We start from the raw sequence: 20,147 nt of genomic DNA, 5'->3' as shown, positions 1-20,147 counted from the left end.
GGCGCACACTATCACCGGCCAGGACAAGTCACGGTAGCCCTCGGATCAGATTGATCGTGCCGTTATCGACCGCCTCCTGCAGCGGCCCACTCAGCCTCGTTCCCGCCCGAACCGTGAGGTCGAAGCGGAGGCCTTTCTCCCCCGCATAGGCAGCAAAGTCTCGAAGCTGGCGCGTATAGCTCAGTCGTGACACGTTCTTCACCTCGCCGATCGCGATCTCGCTCAACGAGTCAGGGATCCGATACGCCGCCGTTCCTGACGCCGACGGGATTCGCTCCGTGTTCTTGACGATGCCTGCGGCTTCCTCGCCAGCACGCCCATCGGCTCGAACATTCTCCATTCGGGACGCGGCGCTCTCACCACAGTTGTGCACAAGGACCGGCGACTCTCCGACGTAGTACGTGTGGAGCTCGTCGACCGTGAGGTTGTAGGCGGTGAGGTCGGCGGTGTAGGAGATCGCGGAGACGATCGCAACGGCGGCGCCGGCCGAGAGGACCGTTTGCCCTGCCTTGAGGTCGACCGCGTCAGCGAACCTCCGCCTCGTGGCATCCCAGAACGGGTGGCGGTCCGTCGCGTGGAGCGTCACGCCGTTGGCGAGGGTGAGCTCGACCATCCGATGGTCGCCCGAGTTCCGGATCAGGCGCGTGACCGGACGGTTGCCGGTCACGCCGGTGGCAGGGTCGGTGGCGATGACCAGGTCATCCAGCTTGACGTCCTTGATCGGCTTCTTGCCACCGTCGGCCATCAGGACGAGGGTTCCGGCCGTGAAGCTGTTGGGCGCACAGCTCGGCGCATCAGCCTTGCCTGCTTGCGGCTCGGCTTTCGACGCGGCGTTCGTGTTCGGCTTCGCCGCCGGCGGTACCGCGTTCGGTTTCGACCCGGACTGCGTCACGTTCGACGCGCGGTTGGTCACCGCCGTGGTAGGTCGCCTGGTGGCTCCCCTGAGAGCGTTGCCCGCAGCCGTCGCCGCCCTCTGCACGCCCGGGATCTTCATCACCAGACGCCCGGCCACCCCGCCCGCGGCCGCGGTGAGACCGCCGATCGCGGTGTCTCGCGCGAGCGACCGCCACGAGAACTTCTGGGTCTTCTGGACCTTCGCCTTCCACAGGTTCGTGGCGGCGGACCCGGCGGCGCCGCCGAGCGCCATGCAGCCGATGCTGCCGGCGCCACCGGTCGCCGCGAGGCAGCCGGCAGTGACGATCGAGCCGACGGCGAAGCCGACGATCTCGCCCTGGTACCGCTTGACGAACCCGCCGACCTTGCCGAAGCCCTTCTTGACGCCCTTCCAGATCGAGCCCCACGACCGCAGGCCCGTCGGGTCCCAGAAGGTCATCGGGTTGTTCTCGGCGTACGTGTACGCCGCCCACTGCTGCGGCTGGCCCATGTCCATCACCGGGTCGACGGAGATGAACCTGCCGATCGCGGCGTCGTAGTACCGCGCCCCGACCTGGGTGAGCCCGGTGGTGTCGGTCGGCTTGTCGAGGAAGCCGTGGTCACCGGGCCACGTGGGCGCCGCCCCGCCGCGCGGGTTGCCGTACGGGTCCATGCGCCGGGCGGTGACGACGTGCGTCTCGTTCGCGATCGACAGGCTCGCGGTCTGGTGCGGGTCGTTGACCAGGCTCGTGACGTCCTTGTAGTCCGGCCCGGTGCGCACGGCGACGGTGTTGCCGCCGAAGGCGTAGTAGCGCACCGCCTTGACCGCACCGGTCGCCACCGTGAGGTTGAGCTCCTGCCCACCCGGCAGGTAGACGGTGGTCACGCCGTCCTGGCGCCGGATCAGCCGGTCACCCTCGGGCGTGTAGACGTACGAGCCCGCGGAGTTCACGCCCGACTCGGTGACCGTCGACAGGCGGCCGTCGGCGTCCCACGTCAGCGTCTGCGACGCCTTGCCCGCACGGTTGCGGGTGGTGGTGTTGCCGGCGGCGTCGTAGCCGTAGCTGCTGGTCGTCGTGCCCGTCGGGCCCGTCGCCGTCACCTTGGTGACGCCGTGCGGGCGCGGCTGGCCGGGTGCCGGGTACGTGTACGCGTAGGTCGTCGTGCCGACGGCGGTGTTCTGCACCTCGCTGGTGCGGTTGCCGACGGTGTCGAACCCGTACTCGTGCCAGTACGGCGCGGGGCCACCCAGCCTGGCGATGCTCGGTGCGGCGGTGCAGCTCGCGTTGGCGGGCGTCCACGCACGGTTCAGGCGCTGCAGACCGTCGTAGCCGTAGCACTGGGCGTCGGCGGGCTTGCCGGTCGGCCGGTCGACGACGGACGTCGGGTTGCCCGCGTCGTCGTACGCGTAGGTGATGTCCTGGTCGTAACCGTCGACGCCCTCGCGCTGCGTCCACGTCTTGGCCAGACGCCGCGTGCCCGTCTCGTAGGAGTAGTTGACGAAGTCGACGAACGTGTTGCCGACGCTGTAGCGCAGCAGCTCGCCGTAGACGTCGTACAGCGACCCCGACACGTACGTGCCGTGGTTGCCGCTGCCACCCATCCACTCCGGCACGGACAGGTCGTCGAAGAACGTCTCGACCCGCTCGGCCTCCAGCCCGCCCGCGGCGGGCAGGGTGACGGCCTTGACCTGGCCGTCGACCGCGTACTCGTACGACGTGGTGTACGTGCCGGCGACGGCGCCCTCGACCGACGGGATCGTGACCTTCTGGCCGAGCGGCTGGTACGCGTCGTCGTAGCCGGTGACGGCCGTGGTGTATGCGGCGCCGGAGACGTGCCGCGTCGACGACGTCAGCTGGCCCTTCGCGAGCGTGTCGTACACCCACGACGCCTGCACCGTGCCGGTCGCCGAGCCGAGGCGCTGCTCGACCGGACGTCCCAGCAGGTCACGGACCACCACGGACGTCACGCCGCGCGCGTCGGTGGTCGAGACGACCTGGTCCGCCACGTCGTACGTCGTGCTCGACGCACCCTTGTCGGGGTCGGTCGTGGCGATCTGCCGGCCGCGCACGTCGTACGTGTACGTCCAGCGGTTGCCCGCGGCGTCCTGGACCGCCGTGCGTCGCCCGGCCCGGTCGTACTCGAACGTCGCGGCGGTGTACGCACCGGCCGGACCCGACCCGGTGTACTGGCGCAGCTCGACGAGCTGCCCCCGCGCGTCGGTGATCGACGTCTCCGGCACCGTGCCCGCCGGCGGGTCGACGCTGACGCGGTCGCCCTCGTACGTCGTCGTCGTGCGCCAGCGCTCCTGCTCGCCGACGTCGAAGATCTCCGCCGTGGTGCGGCCCGCGCCGTCGTACAGGTAGCGGGTGCGCGAGGGCACGGCGACCGTGGACCGCACCAGCGTCGAGCTCGGCGCCCCGGTGGTGAACCACGGGCCGTTCTCGTACGCCACGAGGCCGCGGCTGTCGTACGCCGTGTCCGTGATGATGCGGCCGGTCGTGCCGCGCGCGGCGGACACCGACTGCGTCTGACGCGGGCGCAGCATGCCGTCGTACAGCTCGACGGTCGCCTGGTAGCCGCCGCGGGCCGTCAGGGACCTGGTGGTCACCGTGTTGGGACCGGTCGCGGACACCGTGTACGCGAACGTCATGTTCGCGGTCGACGTCAACGGGCGCTCCGGCAGCCACACGGCCGTGGTGCGACCGAGCGCGTCGACCGTCGCCGTGGTGACCTTGCCGTTCGGGTCGGTCTGCTTGGTGGGCGTGCCCCACGCGGGGTGGACGACGGTCGACGTCGTCAAGGCGGTCCTCGGCCCCGAGCCGTCCGGGTCGGGCGTCGTCTGCGACACGCCCGTGACGGGACCGCCGGTGGCCGGGGTGTACGCGGTGGTCGAGGTGCGACCGAGCGCGTCCGTCGAGGTCAGCGCCCGGCCGTGCACGTCGTGCGTGACCGTGGAGGTCGTCTGGTAGGTCGGCGTCGAGCCGTTCCACCCCGACAGGCTCTGCGACGACGTCAGCAGACCGCGCGTGGGGGCGACCCCGACGGCCTGGCCGTCGTACGCCGCCCGCGAGTCACTGATGACGTCCGCGGGGCGCGCGGGCGTCGCACCGCAGCCCACGGCCACGACCTCGGTGCGCAGCGACGTCGCCACGATGTACGCGGCGGTGTTGCGGACGTACTCGATGCGCGTGCAGCGGTCGTCGTCGGCACGGGCGACGTCGCCCTGGTCGTCGACCTGCGTCGGCAGCCCGTAGGTGCCGTCGTAGGTGGTCGCGATGCGGGTCGTGCGCCGGCCGCCGGGCAGCGCGGGGGCCGCCGTGCGCTCCTCGACCGCACCGACGCCGATGAACGTCGCCTTCAGACCGTCCGCACCGGTGGCCGTCGGCGCCGACACCCACGGCGTGTTCAGCGTGCCGGTGATCTCCGCGCCGCCGACGCCGTCGTACGTGACCTCCTCGCGGACGAACCCGTTGAGCCGGTCGTCGTCCGGGATGCCGTCGACCAGCACGCTGCGGGTGCCGCCCGCCGCCAGCTTGTCGCCGTGCATGCCGCGGAAGTACCGCGTGCGGGACATGGAGCGCTGCGCCGTCGAGGCACCCGTGACCACGTCGACCGTGGCGTACCCGCGGAACTCGTTCCACGTGCGCTCCGCGACCGGGACCAGCGGGTTGTCGTCGAACCGCCACGCCGCGTCACCGTGGTACGTGTACGCCGTCTGGACCGACAGGCTGCCGTCGTCGTTCGGGTTCTCCACGACGGACGCCACGAGGTACTTGTGGAAGTACTCGACGATCGGGCCGCCGGTCCCCACGGGCTGCCAGCGCACCGGGAAGCACCGGCGGGTGTTGGAGTCCGGCGACGCGGGCAGGCTCGCGGTCGTGCAGTCCCGCGGCGTGTAGTTGACCGACACCCGCGAGCCCGTCTCGCTGTCGATCGCGTTGATGCGGTACCGGTTCATCGGCGGCCCGGCGTCACCGAGGGTGTCCACGCGGTTGGCCATCTGCGTGCCGTAGAAGCGCACGTCCGGCAGCGTGATGGCGGTGCCGACGACGCCCTGGTGACCGATCCGGTCCAGCCACAGGGCCTTGTCCGTCGAGTCGCCGGGGTCCGGGAACGCGTGCATGAGCGTCCACACGTCGACCGACTGGTACGTCGAGCCCGAGCGCACCTTGGTGGTGACGCCCGTCAGCCGCTTGCGCGTGAAGAAGGACGGCGAGGTGACCGACGGGCACGACGTCGTGGAGGCGCAGATGAGGTCGGCCGGCACGTCCGGCCACGAGGACGCCGTCGAGGCCGTGAGGCCCGACTCGGCGCAGGTGACGCCCGAGGTCGGCAGGCACCGCTCGGCGACCGTGAAGTCGACGCGCTGGGGGGCCGGCGTGGACGCCTCGGTGCCCGCCCGCTGGCCGTACTCGATGGACGTCGGGTAGCCGCCGCGGACGTAGGACGAGACGCCCTCGCCGAGGTTCCGCGCGTAGTTGTTCGTCTCCTTCGCGTACGTCGTCGTCAGCGAGTTGCCCGACGTGTCGACGATGTACTCGAGGTTCCAGCGCCACGTCTGGTGGCACACCGACGCCCCGAACGTCGCCGCGTAGCAGGGCTCACCGGGGTGGTTGCCGTAGACCGGCACCGACCACGCCGAGTTCGTCGCCGTCGTGTCGCTCGCCGACCGCTGCCCGCGCCCGAAGAAGTACTGGGTGCCGTCGGTCGTCGTGACCTTCCAGTACTCCTTGTCGTTGTCGTCGTTGAAGCCGCCCGTGAGCCGCTCGACGCGCGTGCCGTCGTCCTCCTTGAGCCGCCAGGCGCCCGTCGCGGCGTCCTTGACGAGCTCGCTGGAGTGGCCCGCCAGGGCGAGCGTCGCGTTGTCGGACTGCCAGCACAGGTCACCCGTCACGCGGTTCGCGTTGTTGGCGGCGCCGGCCCGGTCCTGCGCGCAGGAGACGTACTTGCGCTCGACGAACCCCGTCGCCATGTCCCAGCCCTCGCCGATCCACGACGCCTGGTTGTTGGTGGAGGCGACCTTGCCGTCCACCGCGCTGGACGAGTACGAGAGCGACAGGGCCGGCTCCGGACCTCCCACGGCCGGCGGGACGCGCAGCGGGTAGGACCAGCTGAAGGTGCCCGTCTGGCCCGAGACCTGCCACGACGAGGACGGCGCCAGCGGGGTCGCCCCGAACGAGCCGGCGCTCCCTCCCGCAGCGGCCGACAGCGCCATGACACCGGCGGACGTGGGCACGACGGCGGTGACCGTGCGGGCGGTCGTGTCGTTGCGCGACTCGAGCGGGGTCTGCTGACGGCACTCCGCGCTTTCCGGGGTGGTCAGTGCGCAGTCGGGAAGGGTGACGAGCTGCAGACGCGCGGACCAGGCGCCGCCGTACGCCTGGGCGAACGCCGTGTAGTCGACCTCGACCTCGAGCGGCGCGTCGGTGCCGTCCGGGTCCGCGCCCGGCGGGGGAACCGCGTCGGGCGTGGCCTCGGGCGTCGCCGTCTGCTCGGGCACCGGTGCGGCCGTGGGTGCCTCGGACGTCTCCGGCGCGGGTGCCGCTGGGGTGGACGGTCCGGGCGTGGTCGTCGGGCCCGTCCCGGTCGCGTCCGGCGCGGGGGACGCCTCGGCGTCCGGTGTCGGCTGGTTCACCGACACGAACGCTGCCCGCACCACCCCGTCCGTGGTGACGGACGTACCTGCGTCGGTCACGGACGCACCGGTCACCTCGGCGTCCGCTCCCGCCGGTGCGGCACCCAGCCGCAGCAGGAGCCCGTCGACGCCGGCGGCGGTCGCGTCGCCGCGGCTGAGCACCTCGACCGGGATCTGCGCGGGGGCGGCCGCGCCGCCGTCCACACCCTGACGGCCTAGCCGCACGACGGGTGAGCCGGCGCTGTCGCCCGAGCGCTCGGCGGCACCGGCACCCTCGGGTGCGACGGCCTCGACGCCCGACCACGCCTCGGGGAACTGGGGCGCCTTCGCCCGCGAGAGGAGCATCGACCCGAGCACCGGCTTGAGCGCGGCGGGGACGTTGCGGGTCTTCAGCGCCTCGGTCGCGTCGTCCCGTTCGGGTGCGAGCCGTTCGGCGCGCTCACGCAGCTCTTCCACGCTCGGACGGGTGTCGGCGGCCCGCGCCTCGGGCGTCGGAGCGACCAGACCGAGCGTCACGACCAGTGCCGCGGCTACCCCCGCGACGGTGGCCCGTCGCGCCATGACCTGCATCGACGCACGCCGAAGGCGGACACCAGCCACGTTGAGCCCCCCTGCTCGAACGGGCACGGCGCCCGGTTGCGCAAAAGGTAGCGGGCCGGACACAGGGGTGAGGGGGTTCTGTGAATTCGCTGTGACTGGACGGCCGCGATTCCCCCGGGAGAGTGAACCGCGCGACTCTGCCGCGGGGCGCGGAGCGGCCCCAAGCGGCACCGACCGGCGGCGGGCCCGGCCGGGGTGGGTGGGGCGCGCGCAGCACGCGGCGTGCAGCCGTGCCGCCGACGGGCTCACCGCGCGAAGCGCTTCACCCCGTGCGCCTCACCGGGTCGCCCGGTACGAAGGTCACAGCCGCCACCCGGCCGGCGCCCACCCGTCGAAGGGACCTGCGCGTGCGAGCCCTGCGTGCCACCGTCGCCCTGACCGCGCTCGCGACCTGCGTGGCGGTGCTGCCCGCCGCCGCGGCGTCCGCCGCCGACCTGGCGGACACCGTCCACACCGCGGGCCGGGTGACGGAGTCCGTCGGCACCTGGCAGCACGCCTGGCCGGGCGTCTACTTCGAAGGGCGGTTCCGGGGCACGGGGGTCGGGATCGTCCTCGACGACGCCACGGGCGACTACGACGTCGCGATCGACGGCCGCACGGTGGCCACGCTCGTCGCGCCCGGGCGCGTCACGCACGTGGTCGACGGGCTGAGCGCGGGCGAGCACACCGTCCGCGTCGTCAAGCGCTCGGAGGCACCGTGGGCCGTCAGCCGGTTCGGCGGGTTCGTGCCCGTCGGCGGCAGCACGATCCTGCCCGCACCGGCACCGCGGGACCTGCAGATCGAGCTCGTCGGGGACTCGTACACGGTCGGGTACGGCAACACGTCGACGAGCCGCGAGTGCACGTCCGCCCAGCTCACGCGCACCACCAACGCCGACCTGGGCTTCGGTGCCCTGACCGCCCGCGCGCTGGGCGCGGACTACCAGGTCAACGCCTTCTCCGGCCGCGGCATGGTCCGCAACTACGGCGGCAGCGACGCGGGCACCAGCTACCGCACGCACTACGACCGCGTCCTGCCGACGGACCCCTCGACCGCGAGCGGCCCGGCCGCCGGGTGGGACCCCGACGTCGTCGTGATCGGCCTGGGCATCAACGACTTCTCGACCCCGGTCGGCAGCGGCGAGCAGTGGACCACGGCGTCCCTCCGCGAGGCGTGGGTCGACGCGTACGACGGCTTCCTCGACACGCTCCGCGAGCGCTACGGGGACGACGCGTACCTCGTCGTGACGGGCACGTACGTCCACACCGGCACCGACCTGCCGGACCTCGCCCAGCGGGTGGTCGCCGAGCGCAACGCCGCCGGGGACGACCGCGTCCGCTACTGGTACTACGGCAACGAGGGGCTCGACCACGGCGGCTGCGACTGGCACCCGTCGGCGGCCGACCACCGGGTCATCGCGGGGCAGCTCACGGACTTCCTGCGGACGCTGGACCTGGGCACGGACCCCGGCCCGACGCCCACGCCCAGCGCCACACGCACGCCCAGCCCCACGGCGACGACCACCCCCGCACCGACGTTCACGATGCCGCCGGCACCGACGGGCTGCCGGGCCGCGCTCACGGTCGGCAGCACGTGGCCCGGCGGCTACCAGGCGTCGGTGCGGGTCACCGCCGGCACGGCCCCGATCACGCGGTGGTCGACGACGTTCGCACTGCCGCCCGGTGGCGCGCTGGCCCAGGCCTGGTCGGCGCAGACGTCGACGTCCGGCAGCGTCGTGACGGCCCGCGACGCCGGGTGGAACGGCACGCTGGGTGCCGGCGCGTCGACCGAGTTCGGGTTCCTCGGCACCGGCGCCCCGCCGGCGGCGGGCGAGCTCCCCTGCACGACGTCGTGACGCACGGCCGTCACCGGCCCCGGAAGCGTGAAGGGTTGCTGCCGGGTCCCGGCAACAACCCTTCACGCACCGCTGGGTGACGCGGGGTGCGTCAGGCGAACGCCTCCGGCAGGGCCGCGCGGACCTTGGCCGGGGTGTCCTCCCAGCCCTCGACCGCGATGCACGGGACGCCGGTGGAGATGACCGGGTAGTCGTTGCCGCCCTCGTCGAGGCGGTCGCCGAAGAACACGGCCTGCGTCGGCTCCAGGCCCAGGCGCGCGAGCAGCCGGTTCACGCCGTACGCCTTGTCGATGCCCTTGCGGGTGATGTCGACGGACGTCGAGCCGCCGGAGCGGACCTCGAGGTCGGGCAGCTGCTCGGCGACGGCCGCGCGCAGCTTCTCCTTCTTGGCACCGTCCGGGTCCCAGGCCGCCTTCGCGTCGACCGGGGCCTCCTGGCCGAGGGCCGAGAACGTCACCTGGCTGCCGCGCAGCTCGATGCGGTCGCCCCAGGTGCTCTCCTCCCACAGCCCCAGCTCGCGCGCCGACTTCTCGACGGCGGCGGCGGCGCGGGCGGACTCGTCCTCGGTCAGCGGCTCGCTGTAGACCTCGGTCCACGCGGAGCCGTCGTGCACGAGGTAGCGCGTGCCGCAGGTCGGCAGCACGTGCAGCCGGGAGAGGGCCGCGGCGTCGTCGATCGACGACAGCAGCTGGGCGTCGAACTGCTCGAACCGGCCGCCGGAGATGATGCCGACCTGCGCGACGCGCGTGAGCGCGACGATCATGTCGACGATCTGCGGGTGCACCTTGCTCTTCGAGGGCGCGAGGGTGTCGTCCAGGTCGAAGAGCGCGAGCTCGTAGGTCATCGGTCCTCCGTGTGCGGGCGTCGCCCACCGACGTGGGCCTGCGCGGGCGGCCGCCGCGGGATGACGCGTGGGCGGCCGGGATCGGCGGGGCCTGGTGGCCCCGCAACCGGAACACGGTACCCGCTGCACCTGGGGGCGCGTCCGGTATGTGCGCGACCGCACGTCTCCGGGCAGTTCGCCGGCGGGGACGCCGCGGTCGGGACGCTGCGGGGGCGCGCCGCTCCCCGCCCGTCAGGACGCGGTCAGCCGCAGGTCGAACTCGATCCAGCCGTCGTCCTCGACCGTCACGAAGCCGAGGCTCGGCGCCTGCACGCCGTAGTCCTCGAACGTGATCGGCACCGACCCCACGACCTGCACGACGTCGCCCGACGCCGCGAGGTCGGCGTCCACCGTGACCTCGCGCGTGACGTCGCGGATCGTGAGGTCGCCCGTGAGCTGCGCGCTCGTCGCGTCCTGCGGCAGGTCGACCGGCTCGGTGAGCGTGAACATCGCTGTGGGGTACCGCACCACCTGGATCGCCTGGTCACGGAAGTACCCGTCGCGCGGCGGCTGGTCCGTGGCGATGCTCGCCATGTCGACCACGACCTCGGCAGCGGTGAGCGCGCCGTCCGCGACCGTGAGCGTGCCGGTCACCTGGTCGGTGCGCCCGGTCACGGTGACGTCCTGGCCGCGCAGCACCTCCTCGAGGCGGTACCCGGCGAAGGAGCCGTCGGTGACGGTCCACTCGCCGTCCGTCGCCGTGACGGGTGCGCCCTGCACCTGCGCCTCGAGGGTCGGGGCGGCGTCGGCGCGGTCGTTGGCCCAGTCGGCGTACAGCCCGGGCCCGACGACGGCGGCCACGACCCCCAGCACCACCACGCCGGCACCGATCCCGACCCAGACCCTGGTCCGCTGCTGCATCGTCCTGTCCTCCCTCACCGGGCCGCGACGTGCCCTCACGGGGACGACGGTACGTCGCCTGCGGCAGTTCCCCCGTGCACGGGGCGCTGCATCAGCACCACCGCGAACCCCGGACGGTCGGTCACACCGACCGGCTCGAACCCCCAGGACCGGTACACGTCGTCGAGGTGCGGGTTGGACGCGCGGTGGTCCAGCCGCAGCCACGTCACGCCCGCGTCGCGCGCCCGCTGCCCCACCCACTCGACCAGCGCCCGCCCCAGGCCGCTGCCCGACGCCCGCCGGTCGACCATCAGCCCGTGCACGTACAGCGCCGGTGCGTCGTCGTCGCCCCAGTACTCGGGGTCCGTGGCGACGACGCGCACGACGCCCCGCAGCCCGTCGCCGTCGCGCACCACCCACCACTGGCCGTCGGCCACCTGCGCCGCGACGCGCTCGGCCGGCAGGGACCCGACGGGCCACTGGTCGATCCCGCGGGCCGCCATCCAGTCCTCGAGCGCACGGCGCAGCGCGTGGATCGCGGGGATGTCGTCGGCGACGGCCTGCTGGGGGTGGACGTCCACGGCACCCGACCGTACCGGCGCCGTCGTCCCCCGGGTGGACGCCGTCCGCCGGACGGCAGCCCCGGTGGGTGACGCGCCCGGCGACCCGCGGCGCCTAGGGTCGACCGACCGGTGGCGTGCCGGTCGGACGACGGGAGGGTGCACGTGCCGGGGTGGCTCGAGGTGTGGTGGCGGCACACGCCGTACGCACCGCTGGTGCTGGCGGTCACGGCCGTGGCGGTCGTGGTGCTGGCGCGACCCGTGGGGCGCCGGCTGCGGCTGCCCGCGCTCGGTGTGGCCGCGTGGGTCGCGGCCCTGGGCCTGGTGGTGGCGCTCACCCTGACGCCGCGCGAGCCGCAGCGCTCCGGCGAACGGGTCTGCGCCCTGGACTCCTGGACGCCGCTGGACCTGCACAACGTGCTGGCGCTCGACCAGCGCGCGGCGAACGTGCTGCTGCTGGTCCCGCTCGCGCTGCTGGCGGCGCTGCCCCGCGACGCCCGCACCCGCCGCGCCCTGCTGGGCCTGGTCGTGGCGCTGCCGTTCGTCGTGGAGGCGGTGCAGTACGCGGTGCCGCGGATCTCGCGCATCTGCGACTCGAACGACCTGGTGGACAACCTGGTGGGCGTGGCGGTGGGTGCCGCGGTCGGCACGGCGGTACGGCTCGTCGCGTCCCTGGCCCACCGGCGCCGCAGGGGCGGGAAGGGCCGTCCGCGGCGGGCGTCGCAGGACACCCGCCGCGGGACGAGCCGCACCCCACGGGGCGTCAGGCGGTGAGGTGCTCCGCCAGGAACGCGTCGACCGCCGCGTGGTACGCGTCGGGCCGGTCGCGCCGCACGCAGTGCCCCGCCCCGGGCACCACGACGGTGCGCACCAGCGGGTTGTCGAACCCGTCGGGCCGCGGCGCCATGAGGGCCTCCTCCGGCAGGACGAGCAGCGTCGGCACCGCCAGTGCGCCGAACGCCTCCTCCCACGCGGCGTCCCCGAGGAACAGCCCGTGCCGCAGGTACTCCTGGTCGACGTCCGCGCGGGTGGCCGCCCACGCCTCGATCTCCGTGTCGCTCCACGGGGTCTCGCGGCGCATGCGGGCGATCTCGGCGCCGCGGTCCTCGATCACCACGCGGGTCTGACCGAGCAGCATCGCCGAGAACTGCGGGTCCGGGACCCGTGCCCCCGTCGGCCTGGCGGGGTCCTCGACCACGAGCGCCCGCACCCGCTCCGGGCGTGCCAGCGCCGCCCGCAGGGCGAGCAGCCCGCCGAGGGAGTGCCCCACCAGCGCGACGGGCAGCGGCAGGCCGTCGAGCAGCGCGACGACGTCCGCCAGCATGACCTCGGGCGCCAGCGGCAGCTGCTCGGGCGTGAACCGTGGGGACGCCCCGTGCCCGCGCAGGTCCGGCGCGTGGACGTCGTACCGGTCGCCCCAGTGCGTCAGCAGGTCCGGCCACGTGGTGCCCGAGTCCGTCACACCGTGCAGCAGGACCACCGTCGGGGCCGTGGGGTCACCCGAGCGGTGGACGGTCAGCGGGTCACCGACCAGCGCCTCCGCCCCGCTCATGCGCCGAGCCCGAGACGCACCGTGGTGTAGGAGCGCGCGGGCAGGTCGACCTCGAGCCCGCGGGGGTGGCGCCGGACGCCGTCGTGTGCGACGGGCGCGACGGCGTCCGGCTGCTCGGGGGTGTTGTGCGCCTGGATCGACGGCGCCGTCAGGACGCGGGCCGAGAACTCGACGACCTCACGGCCGCGCAGGTCCAGCACCACGGTCGTCGGGGTGTCGGCGTCGAGGTTCGACAGGGACACCAGCGCCGCGTCGTCCTTGGTCGACGCGGACATCGACAGCAACGGCAGCGCCTTGCCCTCGACGTCGCGCGTGGGCACCGCGCCCTTGACGTTCACCGCGAGCGCGGAGGCGTCGTGGTGGCCGGTGTTCATCTCGAACACGTGGTAGCTGGGCGTGAGGACCAGGGCACCGGTCGTCGGGTCCGTGAGGATCATCGCCTGCAGCACGTTGACCGTCTGCGCGATGTTCGCCATGGAGATGCGGTGCGCGTAGCGGTGGAACGTGTCGAAGTGCAGGCTCGCGACCAGGGCGTCGCGCAGCGTGTTCTGCTGGTACAGGAACCCCGGGTTGGTGCCCTCCTCGACGTTCCACCACGTGCCCCACTCGTCGACGACGAGGCCGATGCGGTGCTCGGGGTCGTACGCGTCCATGACGTTGGAGTGCCCGCGGACGAGCTCCTCGATCTTGTGGGCGCGGCGCATGGTGACGTACCAGTCGTCGGTGTCGAACGCCGTCGCGTGGCCCTTGTCGCTCCAGTCGCCGGACATCGTGTAGTAGTGCATCGAGATGCCCTGGAAGAAGCCGCGCGGGTCGCAGCCGCAGCCCAGCTTCTGCGAGACCTTCATCAGGGTCTCGGTCCACGCGTAGTCGTCGGCGTTGGCGCCGGCGGCGATCTTGTAGACGGTGTTGCCGCCGTGGTTGCGCACGTAGGTGGCGTACTGGCGGGCGAGGTCGGCGTAGTGCTGCGCGGTCATGTTGCCGCCGCAGCCCCACGGCTCGTTGCCGATGCCGAAGAACGGCAGCGCCCACGGCTCGTCGCGGCCGTTGGCCCGGCGCAGGGCCGCCATCGGCGAGTCGTCCGCGCGGGTGAGGTACTCGACCCACTCGCTCATCTCGCGGACCGTGCCGGAGCCGACGTTGCCGTTGACGTACGGCTCCGCGCCGAGCATCTCGCACAGGTCCATGAACTCGTGGGTGCCGAAGGAGTTGTCCTCGACGACGTCGCCCCAGTGGGAGTTGACCATCCGGGGACGCTCGTCGCGCGGGCCGATGCCGTCGCGCCAGTGGTAGTCGTCGGCGAAGCAGCCACCGGGCCAGCGCAGGTTGGGGATGCGCAGCGCGCGCAGCGCCTCGACGACGTCGGTGCGGATGCCCCGGACGTTCGGGATCTCCGAGTCCTCACCGACCCAGAAGCCGCCGTAGATGCAGCGCCCCAGGTGCTCGGCGAAGTGCCCGTAGACGTGGCGGCTGATCGTCGGCCCGGGAAGGTCGAGGTCGATGACGGCAGTCAGGGAAGACACGAAGGTCCCTTCGAGGTCGGTGCCGGGCGTCGGCTCTGACGCACCGGGAGTCGCGTGGCCGCCGTGCGCGCAGACCTCCGGACGGGCGACGGGGTCCGGCTGCCGGGGGCGGAGGGAGCCTCGTCGTCGAGTCCTCGGGTTTATCGTTACACGCGGCGCAACCCGACCTTCGGGTACACGATCGGAAAAGTCAAGCGGATCGGCTCCCGCGCGACGGCCCACACTCCGTAGGGTGGCGACATGCCCACACTGAAGGACGTCGCCAAGGCGTCCGGTGTCTCCGTGATGACGGTGTCGAACGTGGTGAACGGCCGCCCGCGCGTCAGCGAGGCCACCCGCCGCCGCGTCCTGGCGGCGGTCGACGAGCTGGGCTACCAGGTGAACCTGACGGCCCGCAGCCTGCGAGCCGGCCGCAGCGGCACCATCGCGCTGTCCATCCCCCGCGCCGACCACCCCTACTTCGCCGAGCTCGCGGCCGCCGTGACCGACGCCCTGCGGCCCGCCGGCCGGCACCTGGTGATCGAGCAGACCGGGGCCAGCCGGGAGGGCGAGCTGAGCGCGCTCTCACAGGCGCGGCTGCAGATGTACGACGGCGTCCTGCTGTCCGTCGTCGGCATGCACGACGACGAGGTGGCCCGCCTGCAGAGCGACATGCCGCTCGTGCTGCTCGGCGAGAAGCGGATGCCCGACCACCTCGACCAGGTGATGCTCGGCAACTTCGACGGCGCCCACCTGGCGACCGCGCACCTCATCGCCCGCGGTGCGCGGCACATCGCCATCGCCGGCGGCACGCGCGACCCGGCCGAGACCGGCATGGTCGGCATGCGCACGGCCGGGTGGCGCGCCGCGCACGTCGAGGCCGGGCTCGTCCCCGACGAGCGCCTCGTCCTGCCGCCCCTGCACTTCGAGATGTCCGAGAGCCGCGAGCAGATCCGCACCGCCGTGGCCGAGGGCCTGCCGATCGACGGCGTCTTCGCCGTCACCGACCAGGTGGCGATCGGCGTCATGGCGGGGCTGCACGACTGCGGCCTGCGCATCCCGGACGACGTGCAGGTGGTCGGCTTCGACAACCTGGCCGTCAGCGCGCACCTCACACCGGGCCTCACGACGGTGGACCCCCGCACGGACCTGGTGATCGAGGAGTCGCTGCGCCTGCTCGACCGTCGGCTGTCCGGTGAGGACGTCCAGGCCGAGCACCTGGTGATGCCCGTGCGGCTCGTGGTGCGCGGCACCACGCGCTGAGCCCGGCCGGGTCCTGCCCGCCCCGGCCGGGCTCTGCGCGACCGACCTGTCAGGCGCGGGCGGCGGCCATGTGGCGGGCACCGCGCAGACCGAAGACGACCGCCGGACCGATCGTCGACCCCGGCCCGGGGTACGTGCGGCCCATGACCGAGGCCGAGCAGTTGCCCGCGGCGTACAGGCCCTCGATGACGCTGCCGTCCTCACGCAGGGCGCGGGCGTGGGCGTCGGTGAGCACGCCACCCTTCGTCCCCAGGTCGCCGACCACGACGCGGTACGCCACGAACGGGCCCTTCTCGATGGGGCCGAGGTTCGGGTTGGGGTGCACCAGCGGGTCGCCGTAGTACCGGTCGTACGCGGAGTTGCCGCGCCCGAACTCGCCGTCGACGCCGGTGCGCGCGAACCCGTTGAACCGCTCGATCGTCGCGCGGAACGTCTCGGGGTCCACGCCCATCGCGTCGGCCAGGGCGGCGAGCGTGGGCGCCTTCACCGTGATGCCCGCTTCCGTCCACGCCTTCTTCTGGCGCGGGTCCATGGCGAACATGCGCAGGTAGCGCCGGCCGTGGCGGGCGTCGAAGACGAGCCAGTACGCGCCGTCCTTGTCGTGCTCGAGCATGTGGTGCCCGAGGTCCACGTAGGACTCGGACTCGTTGGCGAACCGCGCCCCCGTCGCGTCGACCATCAGCGAGAACGGCATGGACCGCTCGCCGACGATGAACGAGGCGGGCTCACCGTCGACCGTGGCGATGGAGGCCCCCCACCACGCGTCGTCCATCAGGTCGAGCGCCGCGCCGGCACGGGCCGCGACCTCGATCGGGTGCCCGACGTTGCCGGGGTTCCCCGACGGCGCACCGTCGATGCCCTGGTACCTGCGCCGCCACTCGACGTTGGCCTCGAAGCCGCCCGAGGCCAGCATGACGCCGCGCGTGGCGCGGATGCGCTCGGTGCGGCCGTCCCGGGTCACGGTGATCCCGGTGACCCGGCCGTCCTCGACGATCAGGTCGTCCATGGGCGTCTCGAGCCACATCGGCGCCCGCCCGTCGATCACGACGGCCTTGCAGAACGCGGCCGCGAGCGCGTTGCCGATGCCGACCAGCCGCTTGCCGGTGACGACGCCGCCCAGGGCGCGGAACACGAGCTGCGCGCCGCGGACGAACCCGCTGGGGGTGGACCAGGCGCGCCCGAGCAACCACACGTCGTCGGTCTTGGCGGGCAGCGGCACGGCCGAGCGCAGCGAGCCCCACCACGGCCCGAGCCTGCGGGAGTCGTGCGGCTCGATCTCGATGGCGCGCCCGATCTTGCCGCCCGGCCGCTCGGGGTAGTAGTCGGGGTAGTCGGCCGCGCGGGCGAACACCATGCCGTGCTTCTCGGCGGTGACGACGAAGTCCTCGACGCCGTCGACGAACGCCTCCTTGCGGGCGCGGTCGGTGGCCGGGCCGGCGTCGCCGACGGTCGCCTCGAGGTAGGTGAGCGCCTCCTCGCGGGAGTCGCCGACGCGGTCGCGGCGCATCAGCGGGTTGTCCGGCATCCACATGCCGCCACCGGACATCGCGGTGCTGCCGCCCCACTTGTCGGTGCTCTCGACCAGCAGGACGCTCAGTCCCTCGTCGATCGCGCCCATCGCGGTGGCGAAGCCGGCGGCGCCGGTGCCCACCACGACGACGTCGTAGGTGTGGTCGTAGGTCTGCTCGCGGTCGGACACGTGCCCTCGCTCCCGGTAAACCGGACAACATTGTCCGGATGGTTGAATGCCACTATGCCCAGAACCACGGGGCGCGTCAATCGAGGTCCCGCGGCCGCCGCGGGAAACCGGCGCGCGATCCTCGCCGCCGCCCGCCGCCTCTTCGCCGAGCGCGGCTACCACGTGCCGCTCAGCGCGATCGCGCAGGAGGCCGGCACGGGCCAGGGCGTGCTCTACCGGCACTTCCCCACCCGCCTCGACCTCGCCCGTGCGGTCTTCGAGACGCACCTCGAGGAGCTGACGGCCGTCGCCCACGACGACGCACCGGACACGTTCGTCCGCCTGTGGTCACGCCTGCTCGACCTCGTGGTCGAGGAGTCGGCGTTCGTCGAGATGGTCGTCGACGCCCGACGCTCGATGCCCGACTACGACGGCGGCCACCGGCTGCGCGTGCTGGTCGAGGAGACCCTGCCGCGCGCGCAACGGGCCGGGCTCGTCGCGCCCGCCCTCACCACCGCCGACGTGCTGCTGGCCGTGCGGATGGCCTACGGGATCGTCGCCACCAGCGAGGGCGGCGAGGACGTGCGCGCGCTGGTGGACGGCGTGCTGCCCTCACCCCCGCCTGAGCGACGGCGGTCGCGCCGCGGTCAGGCGCAGTAGTCGCAGATCCCGGTCGCGGGCAGCGTCATCGAGCACGTCGGGCAGACCGGGGCGACGCGCTCCGGCTCCGACGCCCGGCGCGGCTTGGCGGGGGCGGCGGCCGTGGTCGTCCGGCGGGCGCGGGGGGCGGCGGCCGCACGGACCGCCCGCGCGGTCGAGGCACCGGCGGGCTCCGTCACCTCGAAGCCCCGCTTGCGCAGGATCGCACCGGCGACCGGCAGGCTGCCGGCCAGGTCGTCCGACGTCGCCAGGCGTCCCGTCGCGTAGCGGTGGGCGACGCCGACCACGGCCGGCAGGTCGTACTCGCGGCCCTCGTGCCGGATCGTCCACGCGGGGTTCGGGGCGAACCCGTAGACCGCGAGGAAGTCGTCGGCCCCGCGGCGGTCGTACTCCTCGATCGCCTGGAGGACGTGCTGACGCGCTACGGAGGAGAAGGTGGCCACGGCACGAGCCTACGTCGCGCCGCGACGGGCACCGCCGTGACCCTTGACACCGGTCGGCCGCGGTCCGACGTTGGGCGGGTGACCGCCTGCCGCCACCCGGTCTTCGCGCGCGTCTACGCCCGCGCGTCACCGGCCCTCGACGCCCAGGGGGTCGCCGCGCACCGGCGCCGGATCCTGGCGGGCCTGCGCGGGCAGGTCGTCGAGGTGGGGGCGGGCGACGGCGCCAACTTCCCGCACTACCCCGCCGCCGTCACCTCGGTCGTCGCCGTCGAGCCCGAGCCGTACCTGCGCGGGCGGGCCGAGCGACGGGTCACGGACGCCACCGTCCCCGTGCGGGTGCTCGACGCGGTCGCCGAGCGGCTGCCGTTCGCGGACGCGTCGGCCGACGTGGTGGTCGCCTCGCTCGTGCTCTGCTCGGTCGGGGACCCGCCCGCGGCGCTGCGCGAGGCGTTCCGGGTGCTCCGACCCGGCGGTGAGCTGCGGTTCTACGAGCACGTGGCCGCGCAGACCCCGACGCTGCGGCGCGTGCAGCGCGTCGTGGACGCCACGCTGTGGCCGTTCCTCAGCGGCGGCTGCCACACCGGCCGTGACACGGTCGCCGCGATCACGGCGGCCGGGTTCGTCATCGACGACCTCGAGCGGTTCATGTTCCCGCCCGGCCGGACGCAGCCCGCGTCACCGCACGTGCTGGGGCGGGCCTCACGCCCGGCGGTCCCGGCCCCTGCGCGACCCGTGCACCGGACCGGTCCCTAGCCGTCCTGCCGGCCGCCGCCCCAGCGCGACGTCAGGTCGTCCCGCAGTCCGCTCACGGCCCGCCGCCAGCTCGCGCCCCGCCGGATGACCGACCCGATGCTCGTGTCCACCGCAGGCACGTGCCGTACGGGGACGCCGTGCGCACGGGCCGTCTCCACGATCGTCCCGGCCGTGCCCGGCAGCACCAGCTGCAGCAGCGCCGACGGTGCGCTGACGGTCGCCTCGCCCGTGCCGAACCGGCGCCGGTACACCACGGTCGTGACGACCCGGGACAGCAGACCGGCCTCCGCGTCGGCCTGCACCTCCGCGAGCGCGTCCTCGAGCGCGTCCTCGGGCGCGTCCTCGGGCGGCAGCACCGAGAGGTAGAGCGACATCAGCAGCTCGCTGATCCGCCGCAGCACCCAGCCCCGCCCGGGCACCGGCGGGATGACGGTGACGAACCGCGCGAGGTCCGCCTCGAACATCTCCGCCGAGAGGCAGGTCCACGCCGGCTCGGTGCGGACCTCGACGACCCGGTCCCAGGTGACGTCCTTGCCGTCGAGCCCGACCTTCTGCGGTGACAGGGTGACGGCACCGAAGCGGTCGAGCAGCGCGAGCGGTGCGGTGGCGAACCGCGGGACGAACGGCACGAGCCGCACCAGCCCCTGGATCGACACGTCCCACTCGCGCGCCATCGGGTACGTCGGGCGCGGGTAGGCGTCGATCACGCGGGCCACCCAGGGCGGGAGCCGGTCGCCGGCGTCCCCGCCGTCCGGCGCCGTGTCCGGCTCCGTGTCCGGCTCCGTGACCCCGGCGCCCGGCAGCGCGGGGTCGAGCGCCACGGCCTCCGCCAGCGCGGCGCCGAGCGCCCCCACGGGGGCGTCGTCGGGCTGCCCGGGCACGGCCGGGGGGTCGGGCACGGCCGGCGGGTCGGGCACGGCCGGCAGGTCGGGCACGGCCGGCAGGTCCGGCACCGGCGCGGCGACCGTGCCGGCCGGGTACGGCTCACCCGCCGGCGGCGGCGGGACGACGTCGTCGTCCAGCAGCACGTCGTCGTGCGCGTCGTCCGTCTGCCTCATCGTCCCCCG

The 20,147-nt window shown here is 73.6% G+C and carries 14 protein-coding genes; 5 read left to right on the top strand and 9 right to left on the bottom strand.

Going from position 1 to position 20,147, the window contains the following annotated elements:
* Window positions 1–28 precede the first annotated feature (28 nt).
* Window positions 29–7,072: a putative toxin gene (locus tag BMZ16_RS00445; protein WP_143082691.1), complete on the bottom strand. Its 7,044-nt coding sequence runs from the start codon at window positions 7,070–7,072 to the stop codon at window positions 29–31.
* A gap of 386 nt (window positions 7,073–7,458) precedes the next feature.
* Here BMZ16_RS00445 and BMZ16_RS00440 point away from each other — a divergent pair, with 386 nt between their 5' ends.
* Window positions 7,459–8,946 carry a cellulose binding domain-containing protein gene (locus BMZ16_RS00440; RefSeq protein ID WP_089797470.1) on the top strand — a complete coding sequence of 496 codons (1,488 nt, stop codon included), beginning with the start codon at window positions 7,459–7,461 and terminating at the stop codon, window positions 8,944–8,946.
* A gap of 91 nt (window positions 8,947–9,037) precedes the next feature.
* Here BMZ16_RS00440 and BMZ16_RS00435 read toward each other — a convergent pair whose 3' ends face one another.
* The 3 genes from BMZ16_RS00435 to BMZ16_RS00425 all read right to left on the bottom strand — a co-directional run bounded on the left by BMZ16_RS00435 (window position 9,038) and on the right by BMZ16_RS00425 (window position 11,250).
* Window positions 9,038–9,790, bottom strand: a complete 753-nt coding sequence (locus BMZ16_RS00435) for an HAD-IIB family hydrolase (protein WP_089797468.1) — start codon at window positions 9,788–9,790, stop codon at window positions 9,038–9,040.
* A 231-nt stretch (window positions 9,791–10,021) separates the two neighbouring features.
* A complete protein-coding gene (locus BMZ16_RS00430) occupies window positions 10,022–10,690 on the bottom strand; it encodes a YceI family protein (protein ID WP_089797466.1) in 669 nt (222 codons plus the stop codon).
* 35 nt (window positions 10,691–10,725) lie between these two features.
* On the bottom strand, window positions 10,726–11,250 hold the full coding sequence (locus tag BMZ16_RS00425; RefSeq protein ID WP_089797463.1) for a GNAT family N-acetyltransferase: 525 nt from the start codon (window positions 11,248–11,250) through the stop codon (window positions 10,726–10,728).
* A gap of 138 nt (window positions 11,251–11,388) precedes the next feature.
* On the opposite strand from BMZ16_RS00425, the gene BMZ16_RS00420 reads away from it, so the two are divergent.
* Window positions 11,389–12,003: a VanZ family protein gene (locus BMZ16_RS00420; protein WP_143082690.1), complete on the top strand. Its 615-nt coding sequence runs from the start codon at window positions 11,389–11,391 to the stop codon at window positions 12,001–12,003.
* Here the strand turns inward: BMZ16_RS00420 and BMZ16_RS00415 are convergent.
* Both BMZ16_RS00415 and BMZ16_RS00410 read right to left on the bottom strand, forming a co-directional pair.
* Window positions 11,993–12,781, bottom strand: a complete 789-nt coding sequence (locus BMZ16_RS00415; protein ID WP_089797459.1) for an alpha/beta fold hydrolase — start codon at window positions 12,779–12,781, stop codon at window positions 11,993–11,995. The genes BMZ16_RS00420 and BMZ16_RS00415 overlap by 11 nt on opposite strands.
* Window positions 12,778–14,304 (bottom strand): alpha-N-arabinofuranosidase, encoded by a 1,527-nt coding sequence (locus BMZ16_RS00410; RefSeq protein WP_089797456.1) that lies wholly within the window; start codon window positions 14,302–14,304, stop codon window positions 12,778–12,780. Before BMZ16_RS00410 ends, BMZ16_RS00415 begins: the two co-directional genes overlap by 4 nt.
* Window positions 14,305–14,544: 240 nt before the next feature.
* Here BMZ16_RS00410 and BMZ16_RS00405 point away from each other — a divergent pair, with 240 nt between their 5' ends.
* Window positions 14,545–15,546, top strand: coding sequence for a LacI family DNA-binding transcriptional regulator (locus BMZ16_RS00405; protein ID WP_089797453.1), 1,002 nt, complete (start codon window positions 14,545–14,547; stop codon window positions 15,544–15,546).
* A gap of 49 nt (window positions 15,547–15,595) precedes the next feature.
* On the opposite strand, the gene BMZ16_RS00400 is transcribed toward BMZ16_RS00405, so the two are convergent.
* Entirely contained in the window at window positions 15,596–17,245 is a 1,650-nt protein-coding gene (locus BMZ16_RS00400) for an FAD-binding protein (RefSeq protein ID WP_089797451.1), read from the bottom strand.
* 54 nt (window positions 17,246–17,299) lie between these two features.
* On the opposite strand from BMZ16_RS00400, the gene BMZ16_RS00395 reads away from it, so the two are divergent.
* On the top strand, window positions 17,300–17,884 hold the full coding sequence (locus BMZ16_RS00395) for a TetR/AcrR family transcriptional regulator (RefSeq protein ID WP_089797449.1): 585 nt from the start codon (window positions 17,300–17,302) through the stop codon (window positions 17,882–17,884).
* Here BMZ16_RS00395 and BMZ16_RS00390 read toward each other — a convergent pair.
* Entirely contained in the window at window positions 17,872–18,327 is a 456-nt protein-coding gene (locus BMZ16_RS00390) for a ScoMcrA-related endonuclease (RefSeq protein ID WP_089797447.1), read from the bottom strand. The two genes, BMZ16_RS00395 and BMZ16_RS00390, sit on opposite strands and share 13 nt — an antisense overlap.
* Before the next feature lie 78 nt (window positions 18,328–18,405).
* On the opposite strand from BMZ16_RS00390, the gene BMZ16_RS00385 reads away from it, so the two are divergent.
* Entirely contained in the window at window positions 18,406–19,080 is a 675-nt protein-coding gene (locus BMZ16_RS00385) for a class I SAM-dependent methyltransferase (RefSeq protein ID WP_089797445.1), read from the top strand.
* Here BMZ16_RS00385 and BMZ16_RS00380 read toward each other — a convergent pair.
* Complete coding sequence (locus tag BMZ16_RS00380) at window positions 19,077–20,138, bottom strand: hypothetical protein (RefSeq protein ID WP_089797444.1); 1,062 nt, start codon at window positions 20,136–20,138, stop codon at window positions 19,077–19,079. The two genes, BMZ16_RS00385 and BMZ16_RS00380, sit on opposite strands and share 4 nt — an antisense overlap.
* Between the last annotated feature and the right edge of the window lie 9 nt (window positions 20,139–20,147).

The sequence above is a fragment of the Cellulomonas sp. KH9 genome, from assembly GCF_900114185.1.
In the GTDB taxonomy this organism is placed as follows: Bacteria; Actinomycetota; Actinomycetes; order Actinomycetales; family Cellulomonadaceae; genus Cellulomonas.
The sequence above is the reverse complement of the archived record's forward strand: the minus strand, read 5'-3'. Positions and strand labels throughout refer to the sequence as shown.

Coding starts and splice junctions, on each gene's coding strand:
- BMZ16_RS00445 (WP_143082691.1), bottom strand. CDS start 7,072: ATGGCGCGACGGGCCACCGTCGCGGGGGTAGCCGCGGCACTGGTCGTG.
- BMZ16_RS00435 (WP_089797468.1), bottom strand. CDS start 9,790: ATGACCTACGAGCTCGCGCTCTTCGACCTGGACGACACCCTCGCGCCC.
- BMZ16_RS00430 (WP_089797466.1), bottom strand. CDS start 10,690: ATGCAGCAGCGGACCAGGGTCTGGGTCGGGATCGGTGCCGGCGTGGTG.
- BMZ16_RS00415 (WP_089797459.1), bottom strand. CDS start 12,781: ATGAGCGGGGCGGAGGCGCTGGTCGGTGACCCGCTGACCGTCCACCGC.
- BMZ16_RS00405 (WP_089797453.1), top strand. CDS start 14,545: ATGCCCACACTGAAGGACGTCGCCAAGGCGTCCGGTGTCTCCGTGATG.
- BMZ16_RS00395 (WP_089797449.1), top strand. CDS start 17,300: ATGCCCAGAACCACGGGGCGCGTCAATCGAGGTCCCGCGGCCGCCGCG.
- BMZ16_RS00380 (WP_089797444.1), bottom strand. CDS start 20,138: ATGAGGCAGACGGACGACGCGCACGACGACGTGCTGCTGGACGACGAC.